The organism is Ectothiorhodospira sp. PHS-1, assembly GCF_000225005.1.
GTDB lineage: Bacteria > Pseudomonadota > Gammaproteobacteria > Ectothiorhodospirales > Ectothiorhodospiraceae > Ectothiorhodospira.
In genome coordinates, this window is sequence record NZ_AGBG01000004.1 from 79,634 (window position 1) to 97,223 (window position 17,590).

At 65.2% G+C, this 17,590-nt stretch carries 13 protein-coding genes and 1 pseudogene; 3 read left to right on the forward strand and 11 right to left on the reverse strand.

Features of this window, described 5'->3' with window-relative positions; translation table 11 throughout:
- Positions 1-10: 10 nt before the first annotated feature.
- The 6 genes from ECTPHS_RS02795 to ECTPHS_RS02820 all read right to left on the reverse strand — a co-directional run bounded on the left by ECTPHS_RS02795 (position 11) and on the right by ECTPHS_RS02820 (position 7,546).
- Positions 11-949 (reverse strand): DmsC/YnfH family molybdoenzyme membrane anchor subunit, encoded by a 939-nt coding sequence (locus tag ECTPHS_RS02795; RefSeq protein ID WP_008931160.1) that lies wholly within the window; start codon positions 947-949, stop codon positions 11-13.
- A gap of 6 nt (positions 950-955) precedes the next feature.
- Entirely contained in the window at positions 956-1,651 is a 696-nt protein-coding gene (locus tag ECTPHS_RS02800; protein WP_008931161.1) for a 4Fe-4S dicluster domain-containing protein, read from the reverse strand.
- Positions 1,652-1,687: 36 nt separating this feature from the next.
- Complete coding sequence (locus ECTPHS_RS02805) at positions 1,688-4,588, reverse strand: molybdopterin oxidoreductase family protein (RefSeq protein WP_040404893.1); 2,901 nt, start codon at positions 4,586-4,588, stop codon at positions 1,688-1,690.
- Positions 4,589-4,737: 149 nt separating this feature from the next.
- Positions 4,738-6,516: an aspartate--tRNA ligase gene (aspS, locus tag ECTPHS_RS02810; protein ID WP_008931163.1), complete on the reverse strand. Its 1,779-nt coding sequence runs from the start codon at positions 6,514-6,516 to the stop codon at positions 4,738-4,740.
- 91 nt (positions 6,517-6,607) lie between these two features.
- Entirely contained in the window at positions 6,608-7,252 is a 645-nt protein-coding gene (locus ECTPHS_RS02815) for a DUF502 domain-containing protein (RefSeq protein WP_008931164.1), read from the reverse strand.
- Between the two features lie 6 nt (positions 7,253-7,258).
- Positions 7,259-7,546: an FmdB family zinc ribbon protein gene (locus ECTPHS_RS02820; RefSeq protein WP_008931165.1), complete on the reverse strand. Its 288-nt coding sequence runs from the start codon at positions 7,544-7,546 to the stop codon at positions 7,259-7,261.
- A gap of 143 nt (positions 7,547-7,689) precedes the next feature.
- Between ECTPHS_RS02820 and ECTPHS_RS02825 the strand changes: the two genes are divergently transcribed.
- Entirely contained in the window at positions 7,690-8,067 is a 378-nt protein-coding gene (locus tag ECTPHS_RS02825) for a DsrE family protein (protein WP_008931166.1), read from the forward strand.
- 10 nt (positions 8,068-8,077) lie between these two features.
- Positions 8,078-8,929 carry an SDR family oxidoreductase gene (locus tag ECTPHS_RS02830; RefSeq protein ID WP_040404896.1) on the forward strand — a complete coding sequence of 284 codons (852 nt, stop codon included), beginning with the start codon at positions 8,078-8,080 and terminating at the stop codon, positions 8,927-8,929.
- Between the two features lie 29 nt (positions 8,930-8,958).
- Here ECTPHS_RS02830 and ECTPHS_RS02835 read toward each other — a convergent pair whose 3' ends face one another.
- Together ECTPHS_RS02835 and ECTPHS_RS02840 are read right to left on the reverse strand one after the other, a co-directional pair.
- Positions 8,959-12,228 (reverse strand): efflux RND transporter permease subunit, encoded by a 3,270-nt coding sequence (locus ECTPHS_RS02835; protein WP_008931168.1) that lies wholly within the window; start codon positions 12,226-12,228, stop codon positions 8,959-8,961.
- Positions 12,225-13,274 carry an efflux RND transporter periplasmic adaptor subunit gene (locus ECTPHS_RS02840; protein ID WP_040404948.1) on the reverse strand — a complete coding sequence of 350 codons (1,050 nt, stop codon included), beginning with the start codon at positions 13,272-13,274 and terminating at the stop codon, positions 12,225-12,227. Before ECTPHS_RS02840 ends, ECTPHS_RS02835 begins: the two co-directional genes overlap by 4 nt.
- A 209-nt stretch (positions 13,275-13,483) precedes the next feature.
- Here ECTPHS_RS02840 and ECTPHS_RS02845 point away from each other — a divergent pair, with 209 nt between their 5' ends.
- On the forward strand, positions 13,484-15,202 hold the full coding sequence (locus ECTPHS_RS02845) for a proline--tRNA ligase (RefSeq protein ID WP_008931170.1): 1,719 nt from the start codon (positions 13,484-13,486) through the stop codon (positions 15,200-15,202).
- Between the two features lie 192 nt (positions 15,203-15,394).
- Here the strand turns inward: ECTPHS_RS02845 and ECTPHS_RS15355 are convergent, their stop codons facing one another.
- The 3 genes and pseudogenes from ECTPHS_RS15355 to ECTPHS_RS02855 form a co-directional block, all read right to left on the reverse strand.
- The gene (locus ECTPHS_RS15355) at positions 15,395-16,099 is read right to left on the reverse strand and encodes an ABC transporter ATP-binding protein (RefSeq protein WP_040404950.1); all 705 of its coding nucleotides are present in this window, start codon (positions 16,097-16,099) and stop codon (positions 15,395-15,397) included.
- Positions 16,100-16,309: 210 nt separating this feature from the next.
- Positions 16,310-16,741 (reverse strand): annotated as a pseudogene (locus ECTPHS_RS15360) (hemerythrin domain-containing protein); the annotation flags it as partial.
- Between the two features lie 37 nt (positions 16,742-16,778).
- A complete protein-coding gene (locus ECTPHS_RS02855) occupies positions 16,779-17,588 on the reverse strand; it encodes an ABC transporter ATP-binding protein (RefSeq protein ID WP_008931172.1) in 810 nt (269 codons plus the stop codon).
- Positions 17,589-17,590: the final 2 nt, after the last annotated feature.

The window sequence follows — 17,590 nt, forward strand, 5'->3', positions numbered from 1 at the left end:
CGAGCTTGCCTCAAGTCCGCTGCAACCCGTGATACAACATCACCCCATGGCGGGCCTCGGCAAAGAACAGCCATCGCTCCAGCCCGATCCCGCCCAGGGCCGATACCAGCGCCAGGGCCAGCCAAAGGGATGACCCACCCGCCAGCACCATCCCCATCAGCAACAACGGCAGCAGGAAACCGAAGCCGAATACCCCCAGTCGTACCCGGAAAATACGCCGCGCCCCCGGATCAAAACCGAATTCACGGGTCAGGAACGTGCCCGCCGTATGCCCCTGGTCCAGCAGCCGGACCCGCGCCTGGGTAAACCCGGTGGCGGTATTGAGGCTGGGACCGGTCACCTCCCGAATCCACAGGTAATACAGCCCCTTCATCACCCCGGCCAGCAGCAGGAGCCCCAGGGCCAGCAGCACCAGACCCTCGCTGCGCCCGCCGAAACCGGCATGGACCGCCGCCAGGGCCGTCGCCCCCAGGGCCAGCCCCAGCAGCAGGTAATTCGCCGGTGTCAGGGCGGTATTCCACTGACGGATGGTCTTGAGGCTGGCGTAGATCATGCCGGTGGTGAACACGGTCAGCAGGGCCAGGAACAGGGCCATGCCGCCGACCACTACCGTCAGGGCACTGACCTCCACGCCGGCCCGCAGGATCTGCCACAGATAGAGCAGGGCAAAAGGATAGAAGCTCAGGGCGCAGACCGCCTCCCGCGACAGCCAGGAGGTGCGCACCCGCATCACGGCGCGCCAGGCGTTCTTCGGGTTGTGCAGATGCAACGTGGACGAAAACAGGCCGAAGGTGATCAGGGCCAGGGCCAGCCCCAGCTGGGTCATCAGTTCACCATGCCCCGGCACGGGATACAGACCGGTGAGGTGCAGCAGCGTCACCAGACTGAACAGGCCGTACCCGGCCCCGGAGAGAACGGTGAAGAAGATCACTGAAAGTGCGGGATGCATGGGGGTTCACCTGGCAATGGCCTTGTTGACCCAGTCCTTCACGCTGGACATGAGACTGCCGCGCCGGACATCCGCCGTGGGCACGGCCGGGGCGCTGCGGGGCGGCAGATAGGTATTGGTGGGCTCGTAGCCCAGTTCCGGCATCAGTTTGCGCCCGCCCCGCTCCCGGGACAGACGGCTCACGGTGGAGTCCGGGTCATCGAAGTCACCGAAGTGTCGGGCATGGGCCGGACAGGTGATGACGCAGGCGGGCTGACGGTCCTCCGGCGCCAGGGCGTCATCGTAGATGCGGTCGATGCACAGGGTGCACTTCTTCATCACCCCGTCCCGGGGATCCAGTTCCCGGGCGCCGTAGGGGCAGGCCCAGGCGCAGAGGCTGCAACCCATGCATTTGTCCTGATCCACCAGCACGATGCCGTCTTCCCCGCGCTTGTAGGAGGCCCCGGTGGGACAGACCGTGACGCAGGCGGCATCGTCGCAGTGCATGCAGGAGAGGGGCATGTTGACGGTCTTGGTATGGGGGTAGTCGCCCACTTCATAGTGACGCACCCGGTTGAACCATACGCCGCTGGGGGCGGCTCCGTAGGGGGACTCATCGGTCAACGGCCCCGTGGTGCCGGAGGTGTTCCACTGTTTGCAGGCCACGGCGCAGGCATGACAGCCCACGCAGGTGTCCAGGTCAATCACCAGGCCGAGTCGCATGTATCGGGTACTCCTGAACAAAATCGCACAACACAATCACGCCCTTCCCTTCCCACGGGTCAGCACATCCCACAGACTGCGCCGCAGGTTCACCCGCCGATGGGTCTGATATCGCACCTGATCCGGTGAATCGGGCATCCCCGGCAGCGGTCTGACCGGCTCGAACTGGGGCCAGGCACCGACCTCTCCCGGCTTGGCCGGCGTGATCCTGACCCGCAGGTCATACCAGGCGGCCTGCCCGGTGATCGGGTCCGAGTTGGTCACGTTGTCCAGCCCGTCCCCCCGTTGCGGGAGCAGCTCCGAGATCAGGTGATTGAGCAGGAAACCCTTGCGGGATTCGTCCGCATCCCTCGCCAGTCCCCAGGCCCCGGACTGCTTGCCCAGGGCGTTCCAGGTCCAGACCGTATCCGGCTCCACCCCCTCCATCAGCTTCACCTGCACCCGGATGCGCCCATGGTGGGATTCCACCCACACCCAGGACTGGTCCGCGATGCCCATGGACGCCGCCCGGCCCCGGTTCATATAGAGAAAATTCTGGGCACAGATCTGGCGCAGCCAGGCATTCTGGGAGTCCCAGGAGTGGTACATGAACATGGGACGCTGGGTGATGGCATGGAAGGGATAGGCCTCCAGGTCCACCCTGCCCTGCTCCAGCGGGGCGTACCAGATGGGGAGCGGATCGAAATGGTTCACCAGACGGGCCTTGTGCTCCGGCCGCTTCGGCATGGGGCCGTCATACAACCCCTGCCCCGCCAGCTTGAAACGCTGCTGGGTCTCGGAATAGAGCTCCAGGACAATGGGGTCGGTGGATCCCACCCAGCCCGCGTGGCGGGCCAGTTCGAGATAGTCCCGGTTACAGAATCGGTAGTATTTCTGACTGTCTTCCAGGTGATGGACAAAGAAGCACTGATGATCCGCGTACTCCTGCCACTGGTTCGGGTTGGGGTCGCCCCGCAGGCTGTTCTGACCCTGGGCACCGCGCCAGCCGGCCAGAAAACCGATGCCCGGCTCTTTCTGGAAATTGACGATGAAGTCCTGGTAGGACGTGTAGCGGCGGGCGCCGTCCCCGGTGGTGAAGGCAGGGAAACCCAACCGACCCGCCAGTTCCACCAGCACTTCCTGCCAGGGACGCACGTCCCGGTCCGGCTCCAGGATGGGCTGGCGGATGGAATCCGCCGCCGCGTGGGGTTCGGAGATGGGCCGATCCAGCATGGAAATGGTGTCGTGGCGCTCCAGATAGGTGGTGTCCGGCAGCACCAGATCGGCGAAATTGACGATCTCCGCGTGGAAGGCGTCGGAGACCACCAGAAACGGAATCCTGTATTCCCCGTCCTCCCCCTTCTCCCGCAGCATGTCCATCACCTGGGCGGTGTTCATGGTGGAATTCCAGGACATGTTGGCCATATAGAGCATGAGGGTGTCGATGGGATAGGGATCCCCCTTCACCGCGTTGGTGATGACCATGTGCATGAGGCCGTGATTGGCCATGGGGGCGTCCCAGGAATAGGCCTTGTCCAGACGCAGGGGATTACCCTCGGCATCGATCACCAGATCCTCGGGGCCGGTGGGAAAACCCAGGGGCGGACGCTTGAGAGGTGTGTTGGGTGCCATGTCCCGGGCCGGCTTGATGCCCGGGGGGATGTGCTTGGGATAGGGCGGTTTGGACAGATGGCCGCCGGGCACGTCGATGGTCCCCAGCAGGATCTGCAGCAGGTGGATGGCCCGGCAGGTCTGGAAGCCGTTGGAATGGGCGGAGATGCCACGCATCGCGTGCATGGACACGGGACGACCCACAAAACGATCATGGGTGCGACCGTAGGCATCGGTCCATTGGCATTCGATCTCGATGCTTTCCTTGAAAGCCACATGGGCCATTTCCAGGGCCAGTCGCTCGATCTGCTCGGCGGGCACGCCGCAACGTGGGGCGATGTTTTCCGGGGCGTATTCGTCGTCCAGATAGCGCTCCGCCAGCAGGCTCATGACGGTGCGCACGGGACGGCCGTCGGGCGCGATGTAGTCGCCGAACAGGGCCGGCTGGATCTCCGGCAGGGAGGCGTCCACCACATCCCCCAGTTCCAGGTCCCAGGCCAGGGGGTTGCCGTCCTGGTCCCGCAGGATCAGGCCGTGGCCCTTCTGGCCCGGGGTGTCCACCACCAGCCAGGGGGCGTTGGTGTAGCGCACCAGGTAGTCCCAGTCGAAGCGGTCATGGCGCAGCAGGACGTGGACCATGGACAGGGCCAGCAGGCCATCGGTACCGGGACGGATGGGCACCCATTCATCCGCCACCGCCTGATAGCCGGTACGCACCGGGTTGATGGAAACGAACTTGGCGCCCCGGCGCTTGAGGGTGTCGATACCAGCCTTGATGGGGTTGGAGGCATGATCTTCGGCCACGCCCCAGAGCATGAAGTATTTGGTGCGCTCCCAGTCCGGGTCGCCGAACTCCCAGAAGGCATGGCCCATGGTATAGAGGCCGGCGGCGGCCATGTTGACGGAGCAGAAACCGCCGTGGGCGGCCCAATTGATGGTGCCGAACTGGGCCGCCCACAGGCCGGTGAGGGCCTGCATCTGATCCCGCCCGGTGAAGAAGGCCAGCTTTTTGGGATCGGTGGCGCGGATGCGGGCCAGACGTTCGGTGAGCTGATCGAGGGCTTCGTCCCAGGAGATGGGTTCGAACTCGCCGCTGCCCCGCTCGCTACCCGGCTTGCGGCGCAGGGGTTGGCGCAGGCGGGCGGGAGACTGCTGCTTCATGATGCCCGCATTGCCCTTGGCGCAGAGCACCCCCTTGTTGACCGGGTGGTTGCGGTTACCCTGGATGAAGCGGACCTGATTATTTTCCACCGTGACCTTGATCCCGCAGCGGCAGGCGCACATGTAGCAGGTGGTGTACCGGGTCTGCTGCCGGTCGTGGTCTTCGAACGCGGGTAATGCGGTCATGCCCGTCACCTGTCTTGAGTGAATCTTCATGGATTCCTTTTAGCAGGAACCCGGACAGTGTGCGGTTTTGAGGGGGTCAACTCAAAGGGAAGTTTTTGATTCGGGTATAAGCCCGTGGGAGCCGGCAGGCCGGCTCCCACGGGAAATGCTTACACCGGTTTTTCGGTCTGCCGCAACCGGATACCCAGTTCCCGCAGTTGGGCCTCGCTGACCGGGGCCGGGGCCTGGGTCAGGGGGCAGGCGGCGGTCTGGGTCTTGGGGAAGGCCATGACGTCACGGATGGACTGGGCACCGGTCATGAGCATGACCAGACGGTCCAGACCGAAGGCGATGCCGCCGTGGGGCGGGCAGCCGTACTTGAGGGCATCCAGCAGGAAGCCGAACTTCTCCCGGGCCTCGTCTTCGCCGATACCCAGCAGACCGAACACCGCCTGCTGCATGGCCATGTTGTGGATACGCACGGAACCGCCGCCCACCTCGGTACCGTTGAGCACCATGTCGTAGGCGCGGGAGACCAGCTGGCCCGGATTCTCGGACAGGGCCGCCATATCGTCGGTGCGCGGCGCGGTGAAGGGATGATGCAGGGCCACCCAGCGGCCTTCCTTCTCGTCCAGCTCGAACATGGGGAAATCCACCACCCACAGGGGCCGCCAGCCCCGCTCCACCAGGCCCCGGTCGTGGCCCAGCTTGACCCGCAGCGCCCCCAGGGACTCGTTCACCACCCGGGTCTTGTCGGCACCGAAGAAGATCAGGTCGCCGTCCTCGGCACCGGTGCGGTTGAGGATCTCCACCACCACCGTATCCGGCAGGAACTTGAGGATGGGGGACTGCAAACCCTCGCGCCCGGCGTTGATGTCGTTGACCTTGATATAGGCCAGCCCCTTGGCACCGTAACGACCGACGAAGCTGGTGTAGTCGTCGATCTCCTTGCGGGACACCTCGCCGCCCTTGGGCAGGCGCAGGGCGGCCACCCGACCGTTGGGATCCTTGGCCGGGCCGGAGAAGACCTTGAACTCCACCTCGGCCATCACGTCGGTGAGATCCACCAGCTCCAGGGGAATGCGCAGATCCGGCTTGTCGGAACCGTAGCGGTGCATGGCCTCGGCATAGGTCATGCGCTGGAAGGGAGTGTGCAGGGGCACTTCCAGCACCTGGGCGAAGAGTTCGCGCACCATCTCTTCCATGAGGGTCATGATGGCCTCTTCATCCATGAAGGAGGTCTCGATATCCAGCTGGGTGAATTCCGGCTGGCGGTCGGCGCGCAGGTCCTCGTCGCGGAAGCAGCGCACGATCTGGTAGTAGCGGTCCAGGCCGGACATCATCAGCAGCTGCTTGAACAGCTGGGGCGACTGGGGCAGCGCAAAAAAGCTGCCGGGGTGGGTGCGGCTGGGCACCAGGTAGTCGCGGGCACCCTCGGGGGTGGCCTTGGTGAGCATGGGGGTCTCGATGTCCAGGAAGCCGTGGGATTCCAGGAAGCGGCGCAGTACCCCGGTCACCTGGGCGCGCATGCGCAGGCGGGTCTGCATGATTGGACGGCGCAGGTCCATGTAGCGGTAGCGCAGGCGGGTTTCCTCGCCCACTTCGTCCTCGTCCAGCTGGAAGGGCGGTGTCTCGGCGGCGTTGAGCACGGTCAGCTCCGTACCCAGCACCTCGATGGCGCCAGTGCGCAGGTCGGTGTTGACCGTGCCCTCCGGACGACGGCGGACCTTGCCGCGCACCTGCAGCACGTATTCACTGCGAATCCGCTCGGCGGTCCGGAACACCTCGGCCCGATCCGGATCGAACACCACCTGCACCAGACCCTCCCGGTCCCGCAGATCGACGAAGATGACACCCCCATGGTCACGGCGACGGTTGACCCACCCGCACAGGGTCACCTCCTGGTCGAGCAGGGATTCATCGACGGTGCCGCAATAATGAGTACGCATGTCTTGCCTTCGCTGGTTGATTCGGTTCTGGGGAAAACGGCTAATGGTAAGGGGTACGATGCGCCGGAGTAAACGCCCGGGCGGCGGGCCTTCAGCCCGACTTCCCCTTGGGAGGATAACGGGGCACCACCACCCCCAGGGACATGACGAACTTGAGGCCGTCCTCCACGCTCATGTCCAGTTCGATCACCTCGTCCCTGGGCACCAGAATGATGAAACCCGAGGTGGGGTTGGGGGTGGTGGGCACGAACACGCTCACCACCTGCCGCTCGGTGCGGGCCTGTACCTCGCCCAGGCCGCTACCGGTCTGGAAACCCAGGGTCCAGATCCCCTTGCGGGGATATTCGATCAGCAGCACCTTGCGGAAGGAGTCCCCGCCGGCGCCGAACAGGGTCTCCATCACCTGTTTCACCGCCGAGTAGATGGTGCTCACCAGGGGAATCCGGGCCAGGATGGCCTCCCAGAGATCCACCAGCTTGCGCCCCACCAGGTTCGCCACCACCAGACCGGTGAGAAAGACGATCACCAGCGCAACGACGATGCCGAAGCCCGGGATGGTGAAGCCCAGCAGGTTTTCCGGTCGCCAGGGCGGCGGCAGCAGCAGCAGGGTGCGATCCATCATGTCGACGATGAACTTGATCACCACCACGGTGGTGATCAAGGGCACCCAGACCACCAGTCCGGCGATCAGATAGCGCCGGAAGGTGTGCAGCGGCCCTGTGGGAATGGGATGCAAGACGGATCAGCTCGCGGCCTTGCAGGCGGCGCAGGCGTCGGCGCCACCGCCGGACTTGCCGTCGGCGCCGCAGGCCGGAGCCTTGCCGTCATCCTTGAGGTTCTTCTTGTTGCCGTTCTTGAAGTCGGTCTCGTACCAGCCGCTGCCGCCCAGACGGAAGGCGGGGGCCGAAACCTGCTTCTGCAGGGTGGCACCGTGGCATTCGGGGCAATCCACCAGGGGGGCGTCGGAGAACTTCTGGATGGCCTCCAGGCGGTGGCCACAGGCATTGCATTCGTATTCGTAGATCGGCATGGTCAATACCCCAGGGGCAGAAATCTGGACAGGTCCGGATTATATCCGCAAAGTGTTTCACGGCACCGGAGAAATGGTGCCTGGTTGCATATGGGGACGTTCGGAAAAATTTCCAGCCCCCATTTTCACGAGGCAAGGACACCATGGCAGACAAGGTCATCATCATGCTTCTCAACACCAGCCTCAAGGCCCCCGGCACCCTGGGGGCGCCGTTCTTCCAGGCCGCCGTGGCGGCGGCCATGGATCTGGAGGTGGAGATCTATTTCGCGGCCGAGACCACCCAGCTGCTCAAGCAGGGAGTGGCGGAGAACCTCTACACCGGCAAGCAGCGGACGAAGTCCGTCTATGACTTCATGCGGGACGCCCACGAGGCAGGGGTGAAGTTCTATGCCTGTGCCGGCGCCATGGAAGAGCATGAACTGAACGACGACAATGCCATCCCGGAGCTGGACGGCAAGCGCGGCGGCGGGGCCTTCATCGGCGAAGCGGTAGAGGATGGGGTCGTGGTGCTGACGTATTAGGAGATCCGCCTTGAATCCATCCCCTAAATCCGTGCTCATCACCGGCTGTTCCTCCGGCATCGGCCATTGCGCCGCCCGAATGCTGCGGGAACGAGGTTTTCGGGTGTTTGCCACCGCCCGGCGAGCGGAAGACGTGGAACGGCTGCAACAGGAGGGCTTCGAGGCCCTGCCCCTGGACCTGGATGATCCGGAGTCCATCGCCGCCGCCGTGGAGGCGGTCCTCGCCGCCACCGGCGGACGACTCCATGGTCTGTTCAACAACGGCGCCTACGGTCAACCGGGGGCGGTGGAGGATCTGTCCCGGGAGGTGTTGCGCAAACAGCTGGAGACCAACGTGCTGGGCTGGCTGGACCTGACCAACCGGGTGATCCCGGTGATGCGGGCCCAGGGCGAGGGGCGCATCGTGCAGAACAGCTCGGTGATGGGCCTGATTGCCCTGCCCTTTCGCGGTGCCTACACCTGCTCCAAGTTTGCCATGGAAGGACTCACCGACACCCTGCGCATGGAACTCCACGGTAGCGGCGTACACGTCTCCCTGATCGAACCCGGTCCCATCACCAGCCGCTTTCGGGCCAATGCCCATCAGGCCTTCCTGGCCCACATCGACCGGGACAACAGCGTCTTCCGGGACAAATACCAGGCGGCGGAACGGCGTCTGACCAAGCCGGGGCCGGCCGCTCCCTTCACCCTGCCCCCGGAGGCGGTGGTGAAAAAACTGATCCATGCCCTGGAAAGCCCCCGCCCCCGGGCCAGGTACTACGTGACGGTACCCACGTATTTGTTCGGCACCCTGCGGCGTATCCTGCCGACGCGCTGGCTGGACCGGATATTGATGGCAGTGTCCAGAGGCGAGAACCGTTAGGGTTCCGGGAGGGGCGGTGGGGCCCCGCTTCAGCCCGTGCGTCCTCTCAGATAGCTGTAGTACAGCACCGGGATCACCAGCAGGGTGAGCACCGTGGAGACCAGTACCCCAAAGATCAGGGAGATGGCCAGGCCGTTGAAGATGGAATCGGTCAGGATGAACCCGGCGCCGATCATGGCCGCCAGACCGGTGAGCACGATGGGCTTGGTGCGTACCGCCCCCGCCCGGATCACCGCCGCCTCCAGGGCCACGCCCCGAGCCACTTCCTGGTTGATGAAATCCACCAGCAAAATGGAGTTGCGCACGATGATCCCCGCCAGGGCGATCATGCCGATCATGGAGGTGGCCGTGAATTTGGCGTCCATGAACAGTCCATCCAGCAGGGCGTGACCGGGCATGACACCAATCACCGTCAACGGGATCGGCGCCATGATGATCAGCGGCACCACGTAGGAACGGAACTGGGCCACCACCAGCAGGTAGATGAGCACCAGCCCCACCGAATAGGCCAGACCCATGTCGCGGAAGGTCTCATAGGTGATCTGCCACTCCCCGTCCCACTTCAGACTGTAGACGTAAGGGTCCTCCGGCTGACTGATGAAGTACTGATCCAGAGGACGGTCCAGGGCCAGGGGCTGGTCACGCAACTGGAAGAACAGGTCGAACATGCCGTACAAAGGACTGTCCAGACGCCCGGCCATGTCGCCGGTGACATAGACCACCGGCAGCAGGTCCTTGTGATGAATGGACCGCTCCCGGGTGGTCTCCACCACGTTGACCAGCTCCGACAGAGGCACCAGAGCACCGTCCCTGGCCCGTACCCGCAACGCCAGCAAGGTGTCCAGCTCCGCCTTGTCGGCGGCGTCGAACTCCAGCCGAATGGGTACGGCGTACTTGACCCCGGCACCGAACAGGAAAGTCACGTCCTCGCCCCGGATCACTGTATCCACGGCGCGGGCGATCTGGTCCTGGGCCACCCCCAGCCGGGCCGCCTTTTCCCGGTCCACTTCCAGGATCAGGCGCGGACCGGGATATTCCACCGAGTCGTCCACATCCACCACACCCTCGGTGGACTCGAACAATGCCCGCACCTGTCGGGCCACCCGGATCTGACCTTCGTAATCGGGGCCGTAGATTTCCGCCACGATGGGGGCACGCACCGGCGGCCCCGGCGGCACCTCCACCACCTTCAGGGCGGCGCCGTGGCGCATGGCAATCTCCTGCAGGGGGCCGCGCACGTCCAGGGCGATCTCGTGACTCTGGCGACGACGCTCCTTCTGATCCACCAGATTCACCTGGATATCCCCCAGATGTCCGCCCTCCCGCAGGTAGTACTGGCGCACCAGACCATTGAAGTTGATGGGCGAGGCGGTGCCCGCATACACCTGGTAGTCCCGCACTTCCGGCACCGTGGCCAGGTATTCGCCCATTTCCCGCAGCACCCAGGCGGTGCGCTCCAGGCTGGTGCCTTCAGGCATGTCCACCACCACCTGGAATTCGGACTTGTCATCAAAGGGCAGCATCTTGAGCACCACCACCTGGAAATAGGCCAGGGAAACGGAACCCAGGATCAACAGCACCATGCTCCCGTAGAGGCCCCAACGGCGCATCCGCGCCCCCTTGCCCCGCAGGAAGGGCCCAAGGATGGCCTCGGAACCCCGCTGCATCCAGCCGGCGGCGGCCTCACCGCCGTCATGCCCCTTGCCCCCGTGTGCCGGGGGTTGCTGTTCCGCCTGACGCCGCAATAGCTTGTAGGTCATCCAGGGCGTCACCACATAGGCCACCGCCAGGGACAGCAGCATGCCCATGCTGGCATTGATGGGAATCGGGCTCATGTAAGGCCCCATCAGCCCGGAGACGAAGGCCATGGGCAACAGGGCCGCGATCACCGCAAAGGTGGCCAGGATGGTGGGACCGCCCACCTCGTCCACCGCCAGGGGAATGGCCTCCAGCAGCTTCTTCTTGCCCATCTGCATGTGGCGATGGATGTTCTCCACCACCACGATGGCGTCATCCACCAGGATGCCGATGGAGAAGATGAGGGCAAACAGGGACACCCGGTTGAGGGTGAAGCCGTAAGCCCAGGAGGCGAACAGGGTCAGGGCCAGGGTGATGACCACCGCGGTGCCGACGATAAAGGCCTCCCGCCAGCCCAGGGCCAGCCACACCAGGATCACCACCGAGGCAGTGGCAAGGATCAGCTTCTGGATCAGGGTCCGGGCCTTGGCGTCGGCGGTCTCGCCGTAGTTGCGGGTGACGGTGACCTCCACCCCTTCGGGGATATGGGTACCCCGGAGCTGCTCCATGCGGGTCATGAGCCGGTCGGCGATATCCACCGCGTTGGTCCCCGGCTGCTTGGCCACGGCAATGGTCACCGCGGGTTCGGTCAGGCCCGGCACGAAGTCGTTGCCGGCGCCCACGCCCCAGCCGAAGCGCACGTAATTGTCCGGCGTGGCCGGCCCTTGACGCACCTGGGCCACGTCCGACAGGTAGACGGGACTACCCTCGTGGACGCCCACCACCAGGGCGGCGACCTCCGCCTCGCTGGACAGGAACCGACCGGCCTGCAGGGGGATCTCCAGGTCATCCCGCACCAGCGCCCCGGCATCCCGGGAGACATTGCCGGCCCGCAGGGCATGACGCAGGTCCTCCAGGCTCAGGCCGAAACCGGCCACCCGCTGGGGGTCCAGCCGCACCTGGACCACATGGTCGGGACCGCCGATGGTGTAGATGTCCCGGGTGCCCGACACCCGCTTGAGTTCGGTTTCCAGGCTGTGGGCCACCCGCAGCAGCTCATGGGCACCCCGGGCAGGGTCTTTGGTCCAGAGGGTGAAGGCCAGGATGGGCACATCATCGATCCCCTTGGGCTTGATGATGGGTTGCCCCACCCCCAACCCCTGGGGCAACCAGTCCTGATTGGAAAAAACCTGATTGTAGAGCCGCACGATGGCATCGGTGCGGGGTTCCCCCACCTGGTACTGGACCGTGATCACCGACAGGCCGGGCTGGGATACCGAGTAGACATGCTCCAGGCCCTCGATCTCGGACAGCACCTGCTGGGCCGGGATGCTCACCAGCTGCTCCACCTCCTCCACCGAGGCACCGGGGAAGGGAATGAACACGTTGGCCATGGTGACATTGATCTGGGGTTCTTCCTCGCGGGGGGTCACCAGAATGGCGAACAGCCCCATCAGCAGTGCCACCAGCGCCAGCAGGGGCGTGATCTGGGAGGTCAGGAAGGCCTTGGCGATACGCCCGGAGATCCCCATGGCGCCGGCGTCCTTTGCAGTCTCGTTCATCGTGCCGCCTCCCGCTGCCGGGTCTTGAGGGCCACGCCAGCGGCGACGGGATCCAGGGCCACCTGCTCGCCTTCGGAGAGGCCGGCCAGGATGGCCACCTGCCCGTCACCTTCCGTTCTCCCCGTGCGCACCTGGCGCAGGCTGATACGGCCCTGATCATCCACCACATAGACAGCGGAGACCTCGCTGCGCTGCACCACCGCCGAGGCGGGTACCAGCAGGGTCTCACGCTCGCCCACGGTGAAGGCCACCTTCACGAACATGCCGGGAAACAGGCCCGGTGTTCGATCGGGCAACTCGGCCCGGACCCGGAACGCGGCCGTGGCCGGATCGGCATAGGGGAAGAAGGTGAGCTGGCTGACGGTCACCGGCGACCGGTCCTCCAGCAGGATGCGGGCGCTCTGATACCGACGCACCGGGTTGATGAAGCGCTGGGGTACTTCCGTGGTCACCCGCAGAAACTCCAGGGAGATGCCCGACAGCAGCGGCTGACCGGGACTGACGCTCTCGCCCACTTCCACATGACGCCGGGTGACGATGCCCGCGTAGGGGGCGCGCACCTGGGTATGGTCCAGTTGCTCCAGGGCGCCGTCGCGGGCGGCGCGGGCGGACTCCAGGCGGGCGCGGGCCGCCTCCAGCCCAGCAGTGGCCCGGTCCATCTCGGACCGGGAAATGAGCTGACGCTCGAAGATACCCTGTACCCGTTCAAATTCAGCCCGGGCCTCGTTGAAACGGGCCTGAGCCTCCCGCAGCCCGGCTTCGGCCTGATCCAGACGGGCGCGCTGTTCGGTGTCCCGCAGACGGATGATGGTCGACCCCGCTTCCACAAAGTCGTCCACATCATAGAGAACCTCCATCACACGACCGCTGGTCTGGGCCGACACCGTGGCCTGCTGAATAGCTTCCACCCGGCCATCGAAGACCTGCTCGGCGGGCAACAGGTGACGGGTGGCGGGGACGGTGGCCAGATCAGGGGCGGCCAGGGCGGACGCGGCCCAGATGAGAAGCATGCCGGTGAACAACCGGCGCAGGCCTGAGTGGATCATGACGCGGATCTCCGTGAGGATCGTGCCTTCGGACATCTTGCCGAGGGCCCATGGAATATTAGTTTTCGCTAATCTAGCATGGATTGCGCGTCATCAAAAGGCGGCCATCCCGGAACGGCACCCGTGGCCCGGGAAAATCATCCCCACCGCCCGTTCATGGTAAATTTATCCCATTCCCTTTCCACAGATCATGATCCGGACACCCCCGCATGCGAGTATCCCAGTTTCCCCTGGCCACCCTGAAAGAGACCCCCGCCGACGCCGAGGTCATCAGCCACCAGCTCATGCTGCGGGCCGGCTACGTTCGCCGCCTGGCCTCCGGCCTGTATACCTGGATGCCCCTGGGGCTGCGGGTACTGCGCAAGGTGGAGGCCATCGTGCGCGAGGAGATGAACCGGGCCGGTGCCCTGGAGGTGCTGATGCCGGCGGTGCAGCCGGCGGAGCTGTGGCAGGAGTCGGGGCGCTGGGAGCAGTACGGACATGAACTGCTGCGCTTGCGGGATCGCCATGACCGGGAGTTCTGCTTCGGCCCCACCCACGAAGAGGTGATCACCGACCTGGTGCGGCGGGAGGTGAACAGCTATCGCCAGCTGCCGGTGAACTATTACCAGATCCAGACCAAGTTCCGGGACGAGATCCGTCCCCGCTTCGGCATCATGCGGGCACGGGAATTCCTGATGAAGGATGCCTACTCCTTCCATGCCGATGCCGAGAGCCTGCAACAGACCTACGACCTGATGCATGCCGCCTACTCCCGCATCTTCCAGCGCTGCGGCCTGGATTTTCGGGCCGTGCATGCGGATACCGGCGCCATCGGCGGCAGCAAGTCCCACGAATTCCACGTCCTGGCCGCCTCCGGCGAGGATGCCATCGCCTTCTCCGACAGCAGCGACTATGCCGCCAACGTGGAACTGGCCGAAGCCGTGGCCCCGACCGAGGCGCGGCCCGCCCCCACCGAGGACATGCGCATGGTGGACACCCCCAACGTGCGTACCATCCAGGAACTGGTCGACGGCCATGACCTGCCCGTCGAACGGACCATCAAGACCCTGGTGGTGGCCGCCTCGGAAGAAACCGCCACTCAGCTCATCGCCCTGGTGGTGCGCGGCGACCATGAACTCAATGCCCTCAAGGCGGAAAAACTGCCCCAGGTGGCTTCCCCCCTGCGCATGGCCGGGGAGGCGGAGATCCGCGCGGTGATCGGTGCCGGCCCCGGCTCCCTGGGTCCCGTCAACCTGCCCATCCCCTGCATCGTCGACCGGTCGGTAGCGATGATGAGCGACTTTGCCGCCGGCGCCAACCAGGACGGCAAGCATCTGTTCGGCATCAACTGGGAACGGGACGTGCCCCTGCCCACGGTGGCGGATCTGCGCAACGTGGTGGCCGGCGACCCCAGCCCGGACGGCCAGGGCACCCTGGAGATCCGCCGCGGCATCGAGGTGGGCCACATCTTCCAGCTGGGGGACAAGTACAGCAAGGCCATGAATGCCACGGTACTGGACGAGCAGGGCCGCTCCCTGGTGGTCACCATGGGCTGCTACGGCATCGGTGTCTCCCGGGTGGTGGCCGCGGCCATCGAGCAGAACCATGACGAGCGGGGCATCATCTGGCCCGCCGCCCTGGCCCCCTTCCAGGTGGCCCTGTGCCCCATCAACGCTCACAAGTCCCAGCGGCTGCGGGAAGCCGCCGAGGACCTGTACCAGCGCCTGCAGGCGGCCGGTATCGAAGTACTCATGGACGACCGCAACGCCCGGCCCGGGGTCATGTTCGCGGACATGGAGCTGATCGGCATCCCGCACCGGATCGTGCTGGGCGAACGGGGTCTGGATGCGGGCGAGGTGGAGTACAAGGGCCGCCGGGACGCGGAGGCCACCATGGTCCCCATGGCGGCGCTGGAACCGTTCCTTCTGGAGCGGCTGGGGCGGTGACATCAGCCGTCCCCCTCGCCCGGCGGGAGCCCAGGGTTTTCTGGCCTGTCCCTGGATTCCCGCGAAAGCGGGAATCCAGGGATCAAATATCTGGATAGGTAGCAACCTCGCCAATCATGATGACAGCCTGCTGATTCTTCACGTCTTTATGAGCTTGCATCCATGCAAGACGCGGCCTGATCCTCAACGGCATCAGATGCCCAGATACGCCGCCTTGACCTTGTCGTCCTCCAGCAGGTCGCGGCCGGCGCCTTCCAGCACCACCCTGCCCGCTTCCAGGACATAGGCCCGGTCGGAGATGGCCAGGGCCTGGGAGGCGTTCTGCTCCACCAGAAATACGGTGATCCCTTCGCCGTTGAGCTCGCGAATGATGTCGAAGATCTCTTCCACGATCAGGGGTGCCAGCCCCATGCTCGGTTCGTCCAGCAGCAACAGCCGGGGCCGGGCCATCAGGGCCCGCCCCATGGCCAGCATCTGCTGCTGCCCGCCGGAGAGCATCCCCGCCAGCTGATGGCGCTTCTGCCGCAGGATGGGGAAGCGGTTGTAGATCCGCTCCAGATCCTCGTTCACCTCCGCCCCGCCCTTGCGGGTGAAGGCCCCCAGGCGCAGGTTGTCGTGCACGCTCAGATCCCGGAACACCTGCCGCCCCTCGGGCACCTGCACAATGCCCATGGCCACCCGCCGATGGGCCGGCAGGCGGGTCAGGTCCGCTCCGGCATAGGTCAGTCCGCCCCGGTCCACCGGCTGCAGACCGGACAGGGTCATGAGCAGGGTGCTCTTGCCCGCGCCGTTGGCCCCCACCAGGGAGACGATCTCGCCCCGGCAGATGGTCAGGTCCACTTCATGCAGCACCTCGATACGACCATAGGAGGTGACCAGGCCCCGCACCTCCAGCAGGGCCTCCCGGGCCGGTGCCGGGTCCAGGCGCCGGGGGTGATCGATACCCAGCCCGCCCACGTGCTCGGGGGCCATGTTGATGATGCGGTGGCGCAGTTCCTTGAACTCCTCCCGCACCCGCTCGCCGAACAGGGGATCGTCGTACTGATCCTTGGCCTGGGCGATCCGCTCCCAGTCCGACTCGTCCAGCAATGCCCGGGCCTGGGGGATGAGCACCCGTTCCTCCTGCAGAACGTGGCGACGCAGGGTCTGGGTGAACCGAAACATGGCCTGGATGAAGGGCTCCCTGCCCCGCGGCCAGTCGTCCAGGCTCTCGTGCAACAGGGTGCGCAGACGCTGCAGGGCGTCATGGGCGGTGAGGTAGTCCTGTTCCAGCTCGTCCAACGCGGGAATGCCCTCGGGGGCCCGTGCCCGCAGGCACTGGAACAGCAGGATCTCGTTGGGGCGACTCTGCACCCGTTCGGAGAAGTGCTCGAAATAGTCCAGGATGGCGTTGATCAGGACCTCGTCCGGGGCCTGGGCCTCATCATCGATATCCTTTTGCAGACGCTCCAGCAACAGGATGATGCGCCACAGGTTCAGATGTTCCCGGGTGATGATGTGGACGGCCTGTTCGCGGGGATCGTGGCGATGCTCGGTCATGGGATTCCGGCTGGCAATGAGGGGTACGTGGTCGGAACTAGCCGCCCAGGTAGGCGGCGATCACGTCCGGGTTGTCGCGGATTTCCCGGGGCGTGCCCTCGGCCAGCTTGCGGCCGTAGTCCAGCACCAGCACCCGGTCGGAAATCGACATCACCAGTTTCATGTCGTGCTCCACCAGGACCACGGTGATGCCGCCGGCCGCCACCTTGCGGATGAGTTGCTCCAGGGCGGCGGTCTCGGTGGAGTTCAACCCCGCCGCCGGTTCGTCCAGCAGCAGGATGGAGGGCTGGGTGGCCAGGGCGCGGGCGATCTCCAGGCGCTTGAGGGCACCGTAGGGCATGGCGGCGGCATCGGCATCCACATAGTCGCCGCAGCCGACGAACCGGATCAGCTCCTCCGCCTGCGCCCGGCAGGTCCGCTCACTGGCCCGCAGACTGGGCCAGCGCAGCAGGGCCGCCAGGAAATTGCGCTTGAGATGCAGATGCCGGCCCAGCATGACGTTTTCCAGGGCGGTCATGTTCATGCAAATCTGCAGGTTCTGGAAGGTCCGGGACATGCCCAGCCGCGCCAGGCACTCCGGTGGCAATCCCTGCACCGCTTCACCTTTAAGGGAGATTTCCCCCTGATCAGGCTGGTACAGGCTGGTGATGAGATTGAACAGGGTGGTCTTGCCGGCCCCGTTGGGTCCGATCACCGCATAGACTTCTCCGGGCAGGATCCGGAAGCTCAGGTCATCCACCGCATGAACGCCGCCAAAGGCCTTGCCAAGGCCACGGACTTCCAGCAGAGGGGTCAGCCGGGCGGTGTCGTCACGGGACGTTTCGGTCTGTTGCACGCTCTGATTCATGA